21 protein-coding genes, 1 riboswitch and 1 other annotated feature are annotated in these 18,655 nt (G+C 38.9%); of the genes, 10 read left to right on the top strand and 11 right to left on the bottom strand.

The genetic code is table 11. The annotated features are described in order from the left end of the window. Positions 1–305: 305 nt before the first annotated feature. From NST73_RS03300 to NST73_RS03280, 5 genes are all read right to left on the bottom strand, one after another. Positions 306–1,103: a hypothetical protein gene (locus tag NST73_RS03300; protein WP_342499384.1), complete on the bottom strand. Its 798-nt coding sequence runs from the start codon at positions 1,101–1,103 to the stop codon at positions 306–308. A gap of 217 nt (positions 1,104–1,320) precedes the next feature. Continuing rightward, on the bottom strand, positions 1,321–1,503 hold the full coding sequence (locus tag NST73_RS03295) for a YezD family protein (protein ID WP_008344304.1): 183 nt from the start codon (positions 1,501–1,503) through the stop codon (positions 1,321–1,323). Then, positions 1,485–1,682, bottom strand: a complete 198-nt coding sequence (locus NST73_RS03290; RefSeq protein ID WP_342499383.1) for a hypothetical protein — start codon at positions 1,680–1,682, stop codon at positions 1,485–1,487. Before NST73_RS03290 ends, NST73_RS03295 begins: the two co-directional genes overlap by 19 nt. 206 nt (positions 1,683–1,888) lie before the next feature. Beyond that, positions 1,889–3,214 (bottom strand): NCS2 family permease, encoded by a 1,326-nt coding sequence (locus tag NST73_RS03285; RefSeq protein ID WP_035703624.1) that lies wholly within the window; start codon positions 3,212–3,214, stop codon positions 1,889–1,891. Between the two features lie 145 nt (positions 3,215–3,359). Then, a riboswitch (purine riboswitch) is annotated at positions 3,360–3,461 on the bottom strand. 126 nt (positions 3,462–3,587) lie between these two features. Next, positions 3,588–4,466: a LysR family transcriptional regulator gene (locus NST73_RS03280; protein ID WP_135009898.1), complete on the bottom strand. Its 879-nt coding sequence runs from the start codon at positions 4,464–4,466 to the stop codon at positions 3,588–3,590. 100 nt (positions 4,467–4,566) lie between these two features. Between NST73_RS03280 and NST73_RS03275 the strand changes: the two genes are divergently transcribed. Next, on the top strand, positions 4,567–5,754 hold the full coding sequence (locus tag NST73_RS03275) for an MFS transporter (protein WP_135009901.1): 1,188 nt from the start codon (positions 4,567–4,569) through the stop codon (positions 5,752–5,754). An 18-nt stretch (positions 5,755–5,772) separates the two neighbouring features. Here NST73_RS03275 and NST73_RS03270 read toward each other — a convergent pair whose 3' ends face one another. The 3 genes from NST73_RS03270 to NST73_RS03260 are packed head-to-tail and all read right to left on the bottom strand — an operon-like array spanning position 5,773 to position 7,734. Then, positions 5,773–6,327 (bottom strand): hypothetical protein, encoded by a 555-nt coding sequence (locus tag NST73_RS03270; RefSeq protein ID WP_342499382.1) that lies wholly within the window; start codon positions 6,325–6,327, stop codon positions 5,773–5,775. A gap of 26 nt (positions 6,328–6,353) precedes the next feature. Further along, on the bottom strand, positions 6,354–7,220 hold the full coding sequence (locus tag NST73_RS03265) for a DUF4179 domain-containing protein (protein ID WP_342499381.1): 867 nt from the start codon (positions 7,218–7,220) through the stop codon (positions 6,354–6,356). Beyond that, positions 7,189–7,734, bottom strand: coding sequence for a sigma-70 family RNA polymerase sigma factor (locus NST73_RS03260; protein ID WP_342499380.1), 546 nt, complete (start codon positions 7,732–7,734; stop codon positions 7,189–7,191). The genes NST73_RS03265 and NST73_RS03260 overlap by 32 nt, the downstream gene beginning before the upstream one ends. A 179-nt stretch (positions 7,735–7,913) precedes the next feature. Between NST73_RS03260 and NST73_RS03255 the strand changes: the two genes are divergently transcribed. From NST73_RS03255 to NST73_RS03230, 6 genes are all read left to right on the top strand, one after another. Then, positions 7,914–8,099, top strand: coding sequence for a hypothetical protein (locus NST73_RS03255; protein ID WP_047946428.1), 186 nt, complete (start codon positions 7,914–7,916; stop codon positions 8,097–8,099). Between the two features lie 4 nt (positions 8,100–8,103). Continuing rightward, complete coding sequence (locus NST73_RS03250) at positions 8,104–8,673, top strand: GNAT family protein (RefSeq protein WP_135009907.1); 570 nt, start codon at positions 8,104–8,106, stop codon at positions 8,671–8,673. Between the two features lie 15 nt (positions 8,674–8,688). Then, entirely contained in the window at positions 8,689–9,141 is a 453-nt protein-coding gene (locus NST73_RS03245; RefSeq protein WP_135009909.1) for a LytTR family DNA-binding domain-containing protein, read from the top strand. A 5-nt stretch (positions 9,142–9,146) separates the two neighbouring features. Beyond that, positions 9,147–9,557, top strand: coding sequence for a hypothetical protein (locus tag NST73_RS03240; protein WP_135009911.1), 411 nt, complete (start codon positions 9,147–9,149; stop codon positions 9,555–9,557). A gap of 95 nt (positions 9,558–9,652) precedes the next feature. Beyond that, a complete protein-coding gene (locus NST73_RS03235) occupies positions 9,653–10,381 on the top strand; it encodes a CPBP family intramembrane glutamic endopeptidase (protein WP_342499379.1) in 729 nt (242 codons plus the stop codon). Positions 10,382–10,544: 163 nt separating this feature from the next. Beyond that, positions 10,545–11,312 (top strand): hypothetical protein, encoded by a 768-nt coding sequence (locus NST73_RS03230; protein ID WP_342499378.1) that lies wholly within the window; start codon positions 10,545–10,547, stop codon positions 11,310–11,312. A gap of 118 nt (positions 11,313–11,430) precedes the next feature. Here the strand turns inward: NST73_RS03230 and NST73_RS03225 are convergent, their stop codons facing one another. Beyond that, entirely contained in the window at positions 11,431–12,003 is a 573-nt protein-coding gene (locus tag NST73_RS03225; protein ID WP_160758074.1) for a GNAT family protein, read from the bottom strand. Positions 12,004–12,016: 13 nt separating this feature from the next. Continuing rightward, positions 12,017–12,889, bottom strand: a complete 873-nt coding sequence (locus tag NST73_RS03220) for an AraC family transcriptional regulator (protein ID WP_256689055.1) — start codon at positions 12,887–12,889, stop codon at positions 12,017–12,019. Between the two features lie 409 nt (positions 12,890–13,298). Continuing rightward, positions 13,299–13,563: a binding site (T-box leader), on the top strand. 55 nt (positions 13,564–13,618) lie between these two features. Between NST73_RS03220 and NST73_RS03215 the strand changes: the two genes are divergently transcribed. From NST73_RS03215 to NST73_RS03205, 3 genes are all read left to right on the top strand, one after another. Further along, positions 13,619–15,280 carry a 2-isopropylmalate synthase gene (locus NST73_RS03215; protein ID WP_342499548.1) on the top strand — a complete coding sequence of 554 codons (1,662 nt, stop codon included), beginning with the start codon at positions 13,619–13,621 and terminating at the stop codon, positions 15,278–15,280. Further along, positions 15,281–16,339, top strand: coding sequence for a helix-turn-helix domain-containing protein (locus NST73_RS03210; RefSeq protein ID WP_342499377.1), 1,059 nt, complete (start codon positions 15,281–15,283; stop codon positions 16,337–16,339). Positions 16,340–16,427: 88 nt separating this feature from the next. Then, entirely contained in the window at positions 16,428–16,913 is a 486-nt protein-coding gene (locus NST73_RS03205; protein WP_342499376.1) for a YbaK/EbsC family protein, read from the top strand. Between the two features lie 79 nt (positions 16,914–16,992). Here NST73_RS03205 and guaA read toward each other — a convergent pair whose 3' ends face one another. Next, on the bottom strand, positions 16,993–18,534 hold the full coding sequence (guaA, locus tag NST73_RS03200; RefSeq protein ID WP_282746679.1) for a glutamine-hydrolyzing GMP synthase: 1,542 nt from the start codon (positions 18,532–18,534) through the stop codon (positions 16,993–16,995). Positions 18,535–18,655 lie beyond the last annotated feature (121 nt).

The raw sequence follows: 18,655 nt of genomic DNA, 5'->3' as shown, positions 1-18,655 counted from the left end.
GATTCGAACCCCCTGCACTAAAAATCAAATAAAGCACCCCATATTCTACTAGAGAACAAACCTTGATACAATCAAATTTGCGCGAGAAAAACACATATATCTTTCGACAACAAGGGGTGGTCTTTGTTACCAAGAGTTTACCCGTTTTTTCCTCTTCTCAACATGAAAAACCTCCTTTTTCAAAAGGAGGCTTTAGATGGTTGATAAAGGGCTAAAATATACTTTATTTTAACCCTTTGTCTTCTTTTCAGCGTGATAGAAAACCTTTGAATTTTAAAAAGACCGAGTACACGCTGAAACGTATTCTATCCAAACCTAACCGGAACAAGTGATGGGATCAAATACTCTCCGACAATGCCCCATAAAAGGGCAATGATGACGAGCTCAATCAACAAAAAGACCCAGCCGGCATACATCAAGTCTCCCCGCACAGCTTCTTGCTCTGATTGAATGGAGCGGAAGAGCACAATGGCAATCAGCTGAAGACCAAAAAACATCATCACGGATAAAATCACCGTTACATATGGAATATTCAGCATGGCAAATACAAGCCAAAGGATAGATAAAACCAAAACCGGCACAAGCATGGCACCGAACTTCATGATCACTTCTTTCAGCGTTATGTTCCCTTTCAGCATGTACTTACCGAGCACCCAAACCGTCAGCATCATCAGTGTCAACAGAATGAGTGTAAAGACCGCTACCTTCAAAAAGGCGTCACCAAAAGAATAATGAATACCAAAACCTAATAAACGGGTCTTTGACGCCTTTAATTGAACGTAGTTGCCTAAAGCAAAAAACACACTGAATAACACAATTGAAATCCAGGCGTACTTCATGCGTAAAGTGTCCGCTTGATGGATCGCACGGCTCGGTGATTTTAACATCGCGAGCCCATATGAGCCATAGCGCTTAAACGCACCTCCTACACTTCTTGCAATGCGCTGAATGGCTGAACGCTCTTCATCAGCTGGCTTAGTCGTTCTTCCTCGTTTTGCAGCACTGCGGCTGAGGCGGGACTGCCTCGTTTCTTGATCTATTGATGGCTCTTCGTTTTCGTTTTTCGTTTCAGATGTAACCTGCTCTTGATCTTTCTCTAACATCCCATATCAACTCCTATCTCAGACAATCCGCACAGGCTCAGGTGACCTGTCCGGATGACTCCTATTAAAGTAGCGGAGTCTCTCTATTCAGTCAAGATTCCTTGACGTTCATACGAATAGACGGATAAAAGAATGAAGAGGTTTTAAATGGTGAGAAAATAAGCCAAAACAAAAAAGCTGATGAGTGGATCAGCTTTTCATCATCTTTCATAACTTTTCATGAACGATAGCGCCCCTGCTTTGCTTTCTGAATCCGAAGATTCTCCTGGTGTGCTGGGAAACGAGTCTTTTCTGTCGTATCGACTTGTGTAATTTGTCCATTATGAATGGTGATCACCACCGACCCGTATTCAATCCCTTTTAAGGCAGATAAAATAAAATTCAGCTTTTGTTCATCCATCGCTCATCCCCCATCCCACTAATTTTGCTTTCGCTCTTTAAATAGAGAACCTCATTTTCCAGCTCATGAATCGTATAATGCATGAGCGCTTCATGTTTTTCTTCATGCCCCCATAAAAGGAGCTGCTCAATCAATACCTGCTTTTTCCGCTCAATCACCTGCCTAAGCCAGCGTGACAAGTCATCCCCTCCCGTTATGATGAATGCAAGAAAAAAGGCACTCTGAACCCTTCTATAGAAAAAAGGAAATCAAAGCGCCTTTGGTGATCCAATCAGCGAATTATGTCTTTTTATCATAAACACATAATTCCTATAAGTCAACTATGTTTTTAAAATTTCCCTACAAAAAACAGCAGCCTCCATGAGCTGCTGTTTCAGACAAACCATTAATGATTTAAGAAAGCAAAATATAGAATAAAGATGACAAACAGTCCGTACATAATTGGATGCACTTCTTTTGCTTTTCCTTTAAAGATCATGGTGATCGGGTAGAAAATGAAACCAATCGCAATCCCTGTTGCAATACTATATGTGAGTGGCATCATAATCATGGTTAAGAAGGCCGGTACCGCAATTTCAAAACGATCCCATGCGATCTTCGCAAGAGGTGCAACCATCAGTGCACCGACAATGATTAAAGCAGGTGCCGTTACATTCGGTGTCACGACAGATAAAAGCGGCGAGAAGAACATCGCAAGTAAGAAGAAAATACCTGTCACGACAGCTGCAAAACCAGAGCGGGCACCCGCAGCAACACCTGAACTAGATTCAACATAAGACGTCGTCGTTGATGTACCAAGAACAGAACCGACGACGATAGAAGAAGAATCCGCCAGAAGCGCTTTTCCTGCACGCGGCAGCTCATTATTTTTCATTAAACCAGCCTGCGTTGCCACAGCCACAAGTGTACCAGCTGTATCAAAGAATCCAACGAATAGGAACGTTAAAATAACCACAAGCATTTGAATGGAGAAGATGTCTGGCAAGTGAATCAAGGCTTGACCAAAAGTTGGAGACAAGCTTGGAATGCTATCTACAATTTGAGATGGAACTGGTACAAGACCAAGGATCATCCCAGCAATAGCTGTCACAAGCATCCCAATGAAGACACCTGCATTCACACGAAGAACCATTAAAATGACAGTCACAACGATTCCAAATACCGTCAACAATACCGGACCACTATGAATATTTCCAATCGAAACGAGCGTATTATCGTTATTTGCAATAATACCGGAGCCTTGAAGACCCACAAATGTAATGAACAAACCAATCCCTGCACCAACAGCCAGCTTCAGCTCACTCGGAATGGCATTGATGATTTTTTCACGAAAACCTGTTAAAGAAAGGGCAACGAAAATCAATCCTGAAACAAACACACCGGAAAGTGCTGCCTGCCATGAAATCCCCATACCAAGAACAACTGAGAAAGCGAAGAACGCATTCAGCCCCATACCTGGTGCAATCGCAATCGGGTACCTGGCGATCAATCCCATCAGGAAACAACCTGCCGCAGAAGCTAACGCTGTAGCTGTAAAGACAGCCCCCTGATCAATTCGTAATTTATCTGGAAAATCCGGTACTGCTACTAAAGCAAGTGTGATCGGATTAACAAACAAGATGTAAGCCATCGACAAAAATGTCGTTAAACCGCCGATGATCTCTCTGCGATAATTCGTACCTAACTCATCAAACTGAAAAAACTGTTTCAAAGCCAACTGACTCCCTTCATGTCCTTTTGCTTTAGTCTGTCCCATTCACAAGTCAAATAAAAAACGCCCCAACAGTTTTTGGGACGCTTGACTACAATGTGAATTCAGACCGTGACATCAAACAAGAACAATGCATGATTTATATCAAACGAGTGTGAATTGACGTAGTCAAGCCATTTACGGTAGCTTGGTAGAAACTTGCGGGCCATATCCCCGCCATTATACGACTTCTATCTATTTGATTTCTGTGTCTATTGTACCAACTTCATTTTTAAAACACAATACAAAAAGCGAACATTTTTCAAAGAAATGTCCGCTTCATTCGTCTTATTACACGAATTTGGAAAATCACATCTAGTTCTTTATACACCCATCACTGAATTCTGGCAAAAACCGTTTCTGCTACATCGAAAAATGCCTTCACAGCAGGAGAAGCTTGCGTGAGCGATGGACAGGCAAGCGCCACCTCACGATGATGCGATACATTCAGATGACTGATCTGCACAAGTTGCTGCGTTTTTAGGAATAACTCAGGACCTATCGTCACACCAAGTCCTTCCCCAACCATGCGGGCAATGGTCGTACAATCATGCACTTCAAATAAAATAGACGGCTGGATTTGCGCCTCTGAAAAAATATCCTCTACATGGGACTGATACATGCCAGTTGGCATAATAAACGGTTCGTCCGCTAATTCTTCCATATCTACAATTGGTTGCTGCTTAAAACGATGATTTTCGTGATAGGCGACCACCATTTTATCTTTCATAAGTGGCAATAGATCAAACGCTTCATCCGCTTTACCTTTTACAACAAACCCAACATCAATAATGCCAGAATCGAGCCACTCCAATATTTCTTCATATGTCCCCTCATAAAATTTAAATTCAATCTTTGGATGCTTTTTCTGATAGCTCACAAGCAGTTTTGGCAACAAACAAGCGGATGCACTGGCAAATGTTCCAATCCGAATCAAGCCAGATTCAATATTTTTGGTGAGTGCAATTTCCTGCTGAATTTTCTCTACTCGATTTAGCACTTCTCTTATATGCGGAAGAAGGGTTTCACCGGTATCTGTCAGCGTAATGCCCTTTTTTCGGTCACGCACGAATAAAGACACGCCCCACTCCGTCTCTAAACTTGCCACCGCATGACTCACGGCAGACTGTGTCATATTTAACGCTTCAGCTGCAGCGGTAAAACTGCCTAGCTCGACCACCTTAGCCATCGTCTCGAATCGAACAAAGCTCATGAGTATTCACTCATCCCTTTCATGAAAAACATCAATTTTACTTATGTTAGCACGGAATTTAAAATGAATACAACGTTTCAACATAAAGGAAGGGTTCAAAATGAAAAGTACATCTTATCCATTGCTCATATTTCTTTTAGCCGTCGGTTCTTTCGTCACAGGCACTTCAGAATTCGTCGTTTCAGGCATACTGGACATCATTTCTGACGATCTGCGCATCTCCATCCCGGTTGCGGGACAGCTCATCACCATCTATTCTCTTTTTTATGCCGTGGGTGCCCTCTTTTTAGTCATGGCCACATCGAAATTGAATCGAAAAAAGGTTCTTTTATCGGCGATTTCCATGTTTATAGCAGGGAATGTGCTTGCCTTTTTTAGCCATCACTTTATGCTGCTCATGCTCTCACGGGTCATCATGGCCATGAGTGGCGGCTTATATATTGTGCTCGCAACAAATTATGCAGCGCAGCTCGCCCCGCCAGAAAAAAAAGGGAGTGCGATGGCCACGGTGATCACTGGATTTACAGTTTCACTAGTACTCGGTGTACCGATTGGAACATTTTTAGCAGGATATGTAGATTGGCATGCCATTTTTCTCATCATTGCAATAGGAACCGCTTGTCTCTTATTTCTTCTGTATCGATTATTACCGCCTATGGAGGGACATTCGCATGTGCCATTCAAACAGCAAATGCAAATTCTTCAAGACCGTAGGGTGTTAAGCGGCTTAGCCACGACAGCCTTTTGGATTTTAGGTTACACAATGGTATTTGCCTACATTTCGCCATTATTGCGACAGACATCCGGATTTACGCTCGAAATGACAAGCATTGCCTTGCTCGTCTTAGGGATTTCTGCTTTTATCGGATCACGCTTTGGCGGATACGCTGTCGATCAATGGGGACCAAACCGAACCATTTCAATCAGCATCACAGTTCAGATGCTCATGCTCTTTGCATTATCTTTTACACAATTTTCTGTAGTTGGCGTCTTCATCACGCTCGCCATTTGGGGCACCGCCACATGGACGACAACACCAGCGAAGCAATTTTATCTCATCTCCCTAAAACCCGAAACATCGGAAACCGTGCTGAGCTTTAATACAGCAATTATGAATATCGGCATGATGCTCGGATCGTCAATGGGTGGTCTGATTATTCAATATACAAATGTAACGAATTTAAGTTGGATAGGCGGGCTAGCCAGTTTTGTTGCGTTGATGTTGATTCGGTACTCGTTCAATCGTCATCGACTGCTGCATCAACAGATAAAAAGCGAACATGTGTAATCATGTTCGCTTTCTTATTTATCGATTAGCTTTTGATGTTTCTTTTTTGACTGGAATGGTTACCGTTATCGCCTTCTGTGGTGCCAACATGTTCAGTTCAGTCAAATCAAGATAAAGCCCATATTCTTTAAAAGAAAAATGGTTTAATGATAAAGTCTCTAAATTCTTATCATCAAATTCAAAGGTGGATTGCATGGAAGCTGTCTTTAAATTCGTCACCTTCGCATGGTTCCCCTTCAAGTAATATCCGCTTTCATAGTCTGCTTGTGGATCGGGCCATGATTTCATCTTTTCAACATCGCCTAATCCAATGAATTCACCTATATTCTCCATCACATCCTGATCTAATTCTTTTTGATCTACTCCAGTAAATTGATAATCAACATTCACAGAACGGTCTTTTTGCTCTATCTTAATGATTTTGATTCCGATGCCATGGTGTTTTGTTTTGAACTGAACAGGCAGCTTTGTCTTGAGAGGAATGATGTGGCTGTATTCTCGTTCGTATCTCACATCTGTGTAAAATGTCAATTCAGTCGCCTTTGGATTGATCGGCTGATTCAAAATTGTCAAATGATCTTTTCTAGTTTTGTCAGAAGTCAGTTGTTTTTCCTTAAAACGGTTCCAATCTCAAGCTCATACTCATTACCTAAATTATCCTTCATTCTATCAATACTAACTCTATCATCTTTGGCAAAACCATTGTAATCAATGGCATATTGAATAGCAGAGCCATTCACTCCATTTTCTACCTTTACATTTCTTATTTGATAACGGCCGTTTAAAATAGACACGTCTTTTTGCCCCACTAATAAGGTGGTTTTTTGCTTGACAACAGGTAATTTGAAGCGCCAATTCCCTACAATATCCCCAATCTTCGAAATGACAAGTGGCACTTGCTGACCTTGTTTGATCGTCTGTCCATTTGTATAGACTTCTGTCTGCCCAACATAGCGGCCATCTTTCATTTTTTTCAATCCTTGATTGTCGTAACTCGGTTGGAAAGTGTCATTTTTATGATCGAAGTTGTTGACTATGAATGGTACAGAATCTTCCTTTGTATTCAAGTTCTCCACAGTAAACGTATAAACAAGCCGCCCGGCATCATAATACACACTGTTCACTTTCACAGTAACCCCTCTTGATTCAGCCCCCTCATTGACATGCTTCACCAACTCACTCTGAAAAAGAGACATTCCTACTTTATCGTGAAACATCATATATAACTGTCCAACAAACGGCACTCGAGCCATCGCTGTATTAAGAGAAGGAAAAATGAAGCCTGATGAAAAGTAAAGGACAACCAGGGCGATAACTGAATAGATTGGCGTTCTCCAATTCCATTTAAACCAATTTCTTTTCTTTTCCGCTTTCACATCTCCTATTGCTTGGCGAACCGCAGAGGTCAATTCAACCTTTGGTACATCAATCTCATCATAAAGCTTTTTCATTTCTTTTCGTTCCATCGACACTCTCCTCCTTCTCCAATGTTTGCTTTAATAACTTTCTTGCTCGATACAAATGCGTTTTGACCGTTCCTTCAGGCACAGCCATCTGTTCAGAAATCATTGAAATCGAATAATCTTGAAAATAAAATAGCTGAATCACGAGCTGATATTGCTCATCTAACACATCAAGTGCATTTCTTAAATCGAGCTTGTCTTCCAAAAAATCATGCCGCTCAACGCTCTCATGATGCTGTTCAAACTGAACAACATCTTGCTGCTTTTTCTTCATCGCAAAAATCGTATGAATCAAGATCCTAGTCAGCCATGTAGAAAAATAAGCCGGTTCTTTTAATCCAGATAAATGTTTAAATGCTTTAATGACCGTCTCTTGAACAGCATCTAACGAATCCTCTTTATTTCTTGTGTAGAGAAAAGCCGTTTTATATAAACGCTCTTGATACATCAGCATTAATGTCTCAAATGCCGGGACATTCCCTTTTTGTGCTTTTTTAATTAGACGCACTTGCTTCATCTCATCCACACCTCCTACACCTGTTAGAGCAAGGTTTCTCACAAACGGTTTCAACAAACAGAAATTTCTTTTACTTAGCATATGTCGGACAAAAATAGAGAAAGTGAAGAATAGGCCGCAAAGATCGTATTGAACTTTTGATATAATGGAAGAAATATCTACAAAAAGGAGGATATTGATTGTTTCTATTTGAAGAACCTGCTTGTGCTAGCTGCCAAAAGAAAATAGAAGGTAACGAAGAAGTGTACGTTAAGCTGGTCTATCCAAAGAGACGAGGAATGACAGAAGTAAAGGCTTGGCTAAGAAATGAAGGGGTTTTTTATTGTAAGGCATGTACAGAACAAAAGACATCACATGGGGGATAAATGCATGAACAAAATTACTTTTCCACAATCATTTCCAACGATACAGACTGAAAGACTAATCTTAAAACAAGCGACAATCGCAGATGCTGAGGATATGCACATCTATTTATCCAATGAAACCGTGTGCCGCTACATGGGCATTGATGCACATGAAACCATCGAAGACACAAAAGGAGAAATCAAATGGTATGACAATATCTTCAAAGAACAAACAGGCATCCGGTGGGGCATTTCTTTAAAAAACAACCCCACCATCATCGGCAGCTGCGGCTTTCTCAATCTAGAAAAACAGCACCGCCGTACGGAAATTGGCTATGAATTACACCATGAACATTGGAGAAAAGGCATCATGAAGGAAGCGATTACTGCGGTGTTGCGGTATGGATTTCAGGAGATGAACTTGAATCGGATTGAAGCAATCATTGATCCAGCAAATACGTCTTCTGTTCAATTATTGGAGAAGATACATTTTGTACAAGAGGGTTTATTAAGAGAGTATGAATTGGGTCAGAAGGGATTCGATGATGTGTATATGTATTCGATTTTGAAGAGAGATTACGAAAAATCCTATTAAACAGAGGAGAAACAAATGAAAACGGATATTCATTTCATCCAAAAGCCGCAACCAGAGTATGTTTCTTTTCACATTTATGAACTCAATCCGTCGGTTGAAAAACTTGTCCAGCAAGTGGAGCAGTCAGCCCCCTATTTCTTAGCACAAGAACCAACGAAAGAAAGAGTGAAAAAGGTCTATTATCACGACATTTTATATATAGAAAGCGTTGATAAAAGATCGTTCTTGTATACGTCAGATGGAGTGTTTCTCTTAAAGGAAAAGTTATTTGAACTTGAAGAACGGCTTGAAGCGCACGATTATGTCAGGATTTCAAAATCGATGATTCTGAATATAGATTCTATTGCCGCTATTTCTCCTAAAACGAGTGGCCGTTTTGAAGCAAAGCTTACAAATGAGGAAAAGGTGATGATTTCACGTTTTTATATTCAATCATTAAAAGAGAAACTTGGGTTACGAAGGAAGTGAACAGGATGAAACGTTATATCACAAATCTTTTGATCACATTTTGTATGATCTTTACTGCACTCGTATTGATTTACTGTTTCACGTTTGGAACGATGCCCATCTATATTTTACAAGCCATCATGTTCAGTTCCTTTTTTTCAAGCGCCCTGACCTTCTTGCTATACTCAAAACAAACGTACAGCCATAAACGGATTCTTTTTCAACAAATTCTATATATCGTCCTTGTGATGGGTATGATTATAACAACCATCATTATTGTGAGCGGTGAAATCAGCCCTCTTTCGTTTATCCTAAATTTCCTTGTGGTCATGGCTTTATTCTTTGTGATCAAGTACCTATTGTATAAAAAAGATCAAGCAACCGCTGAGGAAATCAACGATCTTTTACAGCAACGAAAGAAACGAACAACATCTTAATGTGCATCTTAGGGCTAAATATTGACATGTTAGGAAGATTTCATTGTGACTTCTGCATGATTCCACTACTCTGACGTTAGAGGAGGAATCAACACATGAAACCAATCACAATCATTCGAAAATCAGTACTTCTACTGCTCTTTTCTTTAATCATTCCAACAAGTGCAGGTGTCTATTTATCCATCAAAGAAGTAACCGATCCGATGACCATCTATCTCATCAATGGCTGCGCCATGCTAGCTGGGTGTCTTTTACTTCTATTCATTATTCAAAAAAGTCGTTTTCACTTGAAAGAAATAGGTTTTCGAAAAGGGTCTCTTGGGATGTGGATATTTCCGATCCTTATCATCGAGGCCATTCCGTTTATTGCTGGATTCAACAAGGATTTAACTGTTTCTTCCTTTCTAGCACTTTGTTTCTTCATGGTGTGTGTCGGCCTTTTTGAAGAAGGAATCTTTCGAGGCATTCTGTTTCAATATTTAAAACAAATCAACTTGCGCACTGCCATATGGGGCTCCGCCGTACTATTCGGCCTTGGTCATGCTGCGAATCTGCTAAGCGGAAAAAGCATCACCTTAACCATCGCACAAATCCTTTTCGCCTTTTTATTTGGATTCGTTGCAGCTGAAATCGTTGCACTCACGAACAGTCTGCAATGGGTGATCTTATGGCATGCCGTTCATAATATCGTGGATCAAGTGACAAATGGAAATACGCCTTTCGGAATGCAAATGCTTTTGCTCTCGGTTCAATGTGTCATTCTGCTTGTTCTTGCGGTGGTGTTGTGGAAAAGATTAAGAATGAAAAAAGTATTCAATAGATAATGAAAAGAGGAGGAAAGAAATGAAGGGGAACACATGGATAGAAGGCTGGTTTGAAAAGTGTGAAGAACTTGAAATCAAGCCTTAGGAATGGGATTTTAAACAAAGCTATATCAAAGAGCCGATCAAAGATACATCATCAATTAAGATCATGTTAGAGTATAAAATGGGTAAACTCAAAGCTAAAGTTAAACCGCGTAGTAAAGCTGATTGTGATAAAGAACCTTTTCATATTTATCAATTACTATGGGGTACAGAGAATGATCCTGAGCTTAAATCAAAACACCATTTAGATTATTATGATTTGCTCCGCGGCGAAACAATGAATTCGTTTTGGACAACTTATAAAAACAGTGTGATAAGCTCAGAAAATAAAAACGCTTTATACAATGAAATTGGCATTAACCCCAAAAACCCTCTTATAGATCAATGTCATTTATTGATTTCTAATGAGAAATTCAAAGAGTTTAAACAGATCAAAGATAATATTGCAGCGTTTGAAAAATTCGCTACTTCTTCTCATTATATTGGAAATTTCACTGTATTACCTCATTGGATGAACACTGGTCGATACAGTTTCTCTCAAGATTATTGGGATGTGACATTACAATCATTCTTTGGCTTTTTTAAACCATTAGGCTGTTGGAAACAGTTCGTCGAACGATATTTCCTTCAACCTTATGTGAACAATGATGAGGAATGGACAGTGAGTGAATTTTGGGAAGGTCATTTTGCAGGTATAGGAAATTACAATCAATTAAAACCTCAAAATGAACAAGAATTAAGTGAGTTCCTACATAAAGTAAATCTCAGAATCGAAGAACGAGGCAAATGGATGATCAAAAAAGTCTGTGAAGAATTGAAGTTACAACACTTCACATTCTATGATGAACTAAAAGATAGACAAATTCGATTTTCCAACGAATTGAATTAACCATAATGAGCGAGCTCAGTGTTCGCTTTTTTATTTTCTAAAAGGGTTCCGATAAAAGAAAAATGAGATCATAAAAAGCTGATATCTTAAACGCTTTATCAGCATCATGTTATCAAGCTTATTCACTCATGTAATCCACTTTCAGCATGCTGTATATTTCTACATCAACAACTCCTTTGCCAGACCATAAAACAGCTTGTCTAAGCAGTCCTTCTTTGATAAAACCATTTTTCGACAGGACTTTTTTTGATACCTCATTTGCTGGCATGACTTCCGCTTGAATTCTATTGATATCAATCTCTTCAAACAGAAATTTCACTAGTGTAGAGACAGCTTCTGTTGCGATGCCTTTTCCCCAATGTTCCTCTGCAAAGAAATAGCCAATCGTCACCGCATTCACTTTTTGATTGATGTCCATTATTTCGATGATACCAACTAGCGTATGAGGATTATCCTTTTGACAGATTCCCCATTTCACTCTGCTTTTCTTCGTATAATCTCGTTCAAAATGTCCAATCATTTTTTTTACCGTTTGGAGATTATGTTTGGGAATGATCCCACAATACTGAAAGACTGTGTCATTGTCGTAAATTGAAAACAACTCTGGCAAATGACGTTCTTCCACCTTTTTTAATAATAGATTCTTTGACGCAACTACAGGAAAAGTGCCAAAAAGACTTTCTATTTTCATCTCTTAATCCCCCTTATTCCTCGATAGGAATATAGATTTTCATTTTGATATCGTTCGGACCATTTGAATGTAGGACATCTGTTATTTCAAAATCTGGTCCGCTCGTTCTTTCATAATTAGAATTTGGAAGCCAGCTACCATAGATATACCTTCTAGTGTTTTGCACCATTTCATGAGAGCCACTCACTTTAAATTCTGCATATCTCCCCTCAGGAATCACTATTTTTACAAACCCTTCATTTAAATCTATATCGGATTCCTCCACTTCTTCCCCTACCACAAACGAAAAACGGCCATCATCATGAAAAGAAGTAGATACACCATAAGCCATATGAGGTGCTTTTCTCTTTGGAATCTGTTGATAATACTCCTTTTTTCCAAAATCCATATAAAACAAAGGAATGTCCGTGAAATATTCCTCACTTTGAAGATTCGTTTGATACTCGTAACCAATAATATAAAATTTGTTTAATTGAGTCATGACAGGTTTATTCATATTGAATTCACTGTCTAACTTAGATTGATACGCTAAAAAATCCATTTTGTTTTGTTTCTTTAACACCATTTCCTCTTTTCGAAACCTGCCTGGTGTCACCCCAAAGAATTGTAAAAAAGCACGGGCAAACGCTTCTTGAGAACCATACTGGAACGCAATCGCTATGTGTAAAATATTCTGATTTGTTTCTTTCAGTAACCTAGCAGCTTCAGAGAGCCTTCTATTTCTGATATACTCTTGCACAGAAAATCCTGTAATGGCTTGAAACAGTCGCTGAAAATGAAACGCTGAAAAGCAGGATTTCGAGGAAATATCCTTTATACTTATATTGTTTTGAAGATTCTCCTCAATAAACTCAATCGAAAGCTGTATTCTCTTATAGTAATCCATTGTTTCTCCCTCCTCTACCTTTTATTTTATTACTTTCCTCCTCTTATTTTTTGATCATTTGTGCTATTTTTAAATAACCTTCCACAAAATAATCATTCAATTTCCATAGCACAAAAAGTCAAGTTCCTTAAAAATGATTTCCGTTATACTAAACTCGTAAGGTAAAGATGTGCTCGGTTCTCCTATCAAGAATGAGAAAACGGTTCAAAGACCATTAACATCTGAAAGATGAATTACCGCTTCAAATTCTAGCAAAACACGCTAGTTATTCTAGAATTCACTTTCACCATTAAAACAGAAGTAAAATGAAGACAAGACACCCATAGGACAAAAAAAATCAATTAAAAAAGACATCCCTACCACTATCACTTTTTTGTCATCTTGGTATAATAGAAAAAATCAGAAAAATGAGAATGCGATGATAAGGAATAATACTTGCCGAAATGTTTTCAGAAAGTTGCTGGTTGATGAGAAGCAATAACATAAAGGTAGGGAACTCACCTTAGAGTAGCCTTAGTGAAATGAAAATGATTGATGTAGTTAAGGTCGGCACCCCGCCGTTATACGGGAAGGATATCAGATCAAACAATCTGTATCCGAATAAGCGCATGATAATGTAAAGTTATCATGAAACAGGGGTGGTACCGCGTAAGAAGAAGTCTTTCGTCTCCAATGAAAATATTGGAGATGAAGGACTTTTTTTATTCTATTTACTAGGAGGAATCGATGATGTTTAACCACAAAAAATACGAAAAGAAATACTTTTTGCCACCGAACCTTACTTATGATTGGGTGAAAAAAGAAACATTAGAACGTGCTCCGATATGGTGCAGTGTGGACTTACGGGATGGAAATCAAGCATTACCTATTCCTATGAACTTAGAAGAGAAATTGGACATGTTTCAGCTACTAGTAGAGATAGGTTTTAAAGAAATTGAAATCGCATTTCCAGCTGCTAATGATACGGAGTTTAAGCTATTACGGACACTGATTGATCGTCATATGATTCCAGACGATGTCACGATTATGGTGATCACTCAAGCAAGAGAGCATATTATCCGCCGAACCTTCGAAGCCATTAAGGGGGTACCGAAAGCGATTGTTCATTTATATAATTCGACTTCAGAAGCGCAGCGCAGACAAGTATTTCAGAAAACAAAAGATGAAATAAAACAAATTGCCATTGATGGAGCTATTTTAGTAAAAGAACTGGCCGAAAAAACAAAAAGTAACATTTATTTTCAATATAGTCCTGAAAGCTTTCCAGGAACAGAAGTTGATTATGCATTAGATATTTGTAATAGTGTTTTAGATATTTGGAAACCGACACCACATCACAAAGCGATCATCAATATTCCGACAACAGTTGAATATTCAATGCCTCATATCTTTGCAAGTCAGATTGAGTATATACACAAAAATCTGTCTTACCGAGACAGTGTGACATTATCTGTTCACCCTCATAATGACCGTGGCTCTGGGGTGAGTGATGCAGAATTTGGTGTTCTAGCTGGCGCAGAAAGAGTCGAAGGTACATTATTTGGTATCGGTGAACGTACAGGGAACGTAGACTTGATTACCTTGGCGATGAATATGTATTCACAAGGTTATGATCCAAAATTGAATTTCAATAACCTAGAAGCGATTCGTAAAAAATATGAAAAACTAACAAAAATCACTGTTTATGAGAGGCAGCCATATTCTGGTGAGATGGTTTTCACCGCATTCTCTGGGTCACATCAAGATGCGATATCTAAAGGTATGAAATATAGAAAGAAACATCATGTTGATAAATGGGACGTTCCGTATATCCCAGTAGATCCAGTTGACTTGGGGAGGAATTATCAAACGGATGTGATTCGAATCAATAGCCAGTCTGGAAAAGGTGGCATAGGTTATATCCTAGAAACAAATTATGGCATTCAACTTCCTTATCAAATGAATGAAGCCATGGGATATGCAGCAAAGAAAGTATCTGATCAGACAAATAGGGAATTGTCTGTCGAAGAAATATATCATGTTTTTGAAGAACAGTATGTTGATTTTCACCCTCATTTCCAGCTGCTTGATTATCAATTTCATAAAGGAGAGAAGCAAGAAGTCACCTTAACTTTGCTGAGAGATCATCGACAAATTGACATACAAGGAACTGGCACTGGAAGTTTAGATGCAATCAGTAACGCGTTAAAAGCACATTTTCATCTCGAGTATGATTTGGAAGTCTATGAACAGAATTCTTTGGGCAACGATTCTCAAGCAAAAGCCTGTGCACAGATTGGTATTTCAAATCAAGGGAAAATGCATTGGGGTGCTGGAATCGATAAAGATATTATAGAAGCAACAGTGAAGGCCCTGGTGGTTGCAGTAAATAAACTAGAGGTTTGGATGTAGATGGAAACAGATAAACTTGAAAAACATGAAGCGATGCAATATTTAAGAGAATATAACGAACAAGAAATCTTTTATCAACAATACCAACAGAAAAAGCATGACAATCAATCATTGCAATTATTTTTGAAGGATTATGATCAAAACAATTTCATGCAAAAGCAAATATATATAGAAGAATTTTTGCTAAGAGGGCAGAACGAATTTGAAAAAGAGGATACCATGTGGTTAGGTCAGGAAAAAGATATCGAAGTGAGAAAGTATAGCCGTTTTATGCCTCAATTGTCGGCTATCCATGATTTCTTTGAGATGATCTATGTTCTGGAAAATGAGATGTATGTAGAAGTGGAAGATAAAAAAATCGTTTTAAAATCAGGAGATATTGCCTTTATTCCACCTGACACAATACACAAGCCACTTGTAATGGAGAATACAATCGCAATACAAATCATGATCCGCAAAAGTACTTTTCAAAAAGTGTTTTTTAAAATGTTAAAAGGAAATCATGTCATTTCAGAGTTCTTTTTGAATGCATTGTATATAAAAGAAAATAAACATATTCTTATTTTCCATAGTCACTTGAATAAAAATTTGCTAGACTGCTCTCTTCAACTATTTATAGAAAATCACAATCGATTTCCTAGTTACCAGTTGATTATGAATAATTTGTTTGAGATATTATTATGTCTCTTATTAAGATTCAAACCAAGTCATATGAACGTCATTCAGGTCAAACAATATAGTGATATACGTATGATTCAAATGCTTCAATATATTCAGCAATGTTGTGAGCATATAACAATTCAGGAGATGGCAGAGGAATTTAACCTTTCACAATCTTACCTGTCTAAATATATAGCTCGTAAACTCGGCAAATCATTTCGTGAGATTCGACAAGAAATAAGATTGGACAAAGCCTGCGAAATGCTAACCGGGAGTAATTTACAAGTGGATCATATTTCGGGAGCCGTTGGTTATCAAAATGTAGAGCATTTCATTCGTTTATTTAAGAAAAGGTATCACCTAACACCACATCAATATCGTTTAAATAATAGAACATAATGAGCAGAATGTATGAGACTTATCTTTAAAGTAAAATTTTAAAATCAAGAAAATGTCAAATCAATACGAATAAAAAGGAGACATCATCATGTCAATCAAGCAAGTAAAAGATTATTTTAAACAATATGAGATGGATACTCGAATTCAGGAATTTTCAGTATCTAGTGCAACCGTAGACTTGGCTGCTTCTGCATTGGGCTGCGAACCTGAAAGAATCGCAAAAACACTCTCCTTTCTAGTAAATGGACAAGCTATTTTAGTTGTGACCTCTGGCGATGCAAAAGTTGATAACAAAAAATTCAAAGAATATTTTAAAACAAAAGCGAAAATGCTGCCTCCTCATGAGGTCGTTGACTTGGTCGGTCATGAAATTGGCGGAGTATGTCCTTTTGCTATAAAGAATGGTGTTTCTGTTTATTTAGATATGTCACTCAAACGTTTTGAGACAGTCTATCCAGCCTGCGGCAGCAGTAACAGTGCTATTGAACTCACAATCAAACAACTAGAAAAACACTCCGGTTATACACAATGGATTGATGTGTGTAAGGGATGGAATGATGAATACACACAATAAAATGGAAGGAACAAGTGCAATTAAACATAAAAAAGAGCTAGAAACCCTTGATACACAAAGGTTTCTAGCTCTATTATTACTATTCCCACTCAATCGTAGCAGGCGGCTTACTCGTAATATCATACACCACGCGGTTCACATGCTTCACTTCATTCACGATACGAGTCGAGATCTTTTCAAGTACATCCCAAGGGATTCTTGCCCAGTCACTCGTCATACCGTCAATAGACGTAACAGCACGGATACCGATTGTGTAGTCGTATGTTCTTGCGTCACCCATGACACCTACGCTGCGGATGTCAGGGAGAACTGTGAAGTATTGCCAGATGTCGCGCTCAAGGCCGAAGTTGGCAATTTCTTCTCGTAGAATCGCATCAGATTCACGGACGATTTCTAGTTTTTCTTCAGAAATTTCACCTAGTACACGGATTCCTAGTCCTGGACCTGGGAATGGCTGTCTCCATACGATGTCGTCTGGAATACCTAGCTCTGACCCTAGAGCACGAACTTCATCCTTGAATAGTGTATTGAGTGGCTCAATCAATTCAAACTGCATGTCTTCTGGAAGACCGCCAACGTTGTGGTGAGATTTGATTGTTTGTGCCGTTGCTGTTCCGCTCTCAATGATGTCTGTATAAAGTGTTCCTTGTGCTAAGTAGTCAATTCCTTTTAGCTTGTCCGATTCGTCATCGAATACATAAATGAATTCGTTACCGATGATTTTACGTTTTTGCTCAGGATCAGACACACCTTTTAGCTTGTTTAAGAAGCGATCTTTCGCATCTACTTTAATCACGTTCATGTTGAAACCTTCGCTAAATGTTTTCATAACCCCTTCTGCTTCGCCTTTGCGAAGAAGACCGTGGTCAACGAAAATACATGTTAGCTGATCGCCGATGGCTTTGTGGATCAATACAGCCACAACAGATGAATCTACACCGCCGCTTAGTGCGCACAGTACTTGTTTGTCGCCTACTGTTTCACGGATTTTCTGCATTTCGATTTCAATGAAATTCTCCATTGACCATTTGCCATCGCAGTCACATACGCCGAAGACAAAGTTCTTCAATAGATCATTTCCGTACTCAGAGTGACGTACCTCTGGGTGGAACTGAACGCCATAGAAATTCTTCTCAGCTAAGCTCATCGCTGAGTTTGGACAATGTGCACTTGTTGCATCAACTGTAAAGCCTTCTGGTACTTCAACGACAAGGTCACCATGGCTCATCCAAACGACTTGATCCGTTGGAAGGTCTTTGAATAAATCAGGTGTTCCGTTAATATGGATGTCTGCTTTCCCATATTCACGCTGGCTAGCCGCTTCTACTTTCCCACCTAAATAGTGAGTCATCAGCTGCATGCCGTAGCAAATGCCTAGAACTGGAATGCCTAGATCAAAAATCTTTTCGTCACAACGGAAAGATCCTTCATCATATACACTGTTTGGTCCACCAGAAAGGATGATTCCTTTCGGCGCCATTTCTTTAATTTCTTCAGCAGTTAAAGTGTGCGGATGAAGCTCACTGTACACACCAAATTCACGAATACGGCGAGTGATCAGCTGATTGTACTGACTACCGAAATCGAGAACCAAAATCATTTCATTTACTAAATTTGTCATGGTGTCACCTCTATGTCCAATATAGTTTTTATAAACGCACAGAAAAAATGAGAGGAGAAAACCTGCTCTCAGTGTAAATCACGCTTTTGAAGCGCCCAGACTCACATCCGAACGCTTCAAT

This window comes from Bacillus sp. FSL W7-1034 (assembly GCF_038593365.1).
GTDB classification, from domain to species: Bacteria; Bacillota; Bacilli; order Bacillales; family Bacillaceae; genus Bacillus; species Bacillus altitudinis.
The sequence above is the reverse complement of the archived record's forward strand: the minus strand, read 5'-3'. Positions and strand labels throughout refer to the sequence as shown.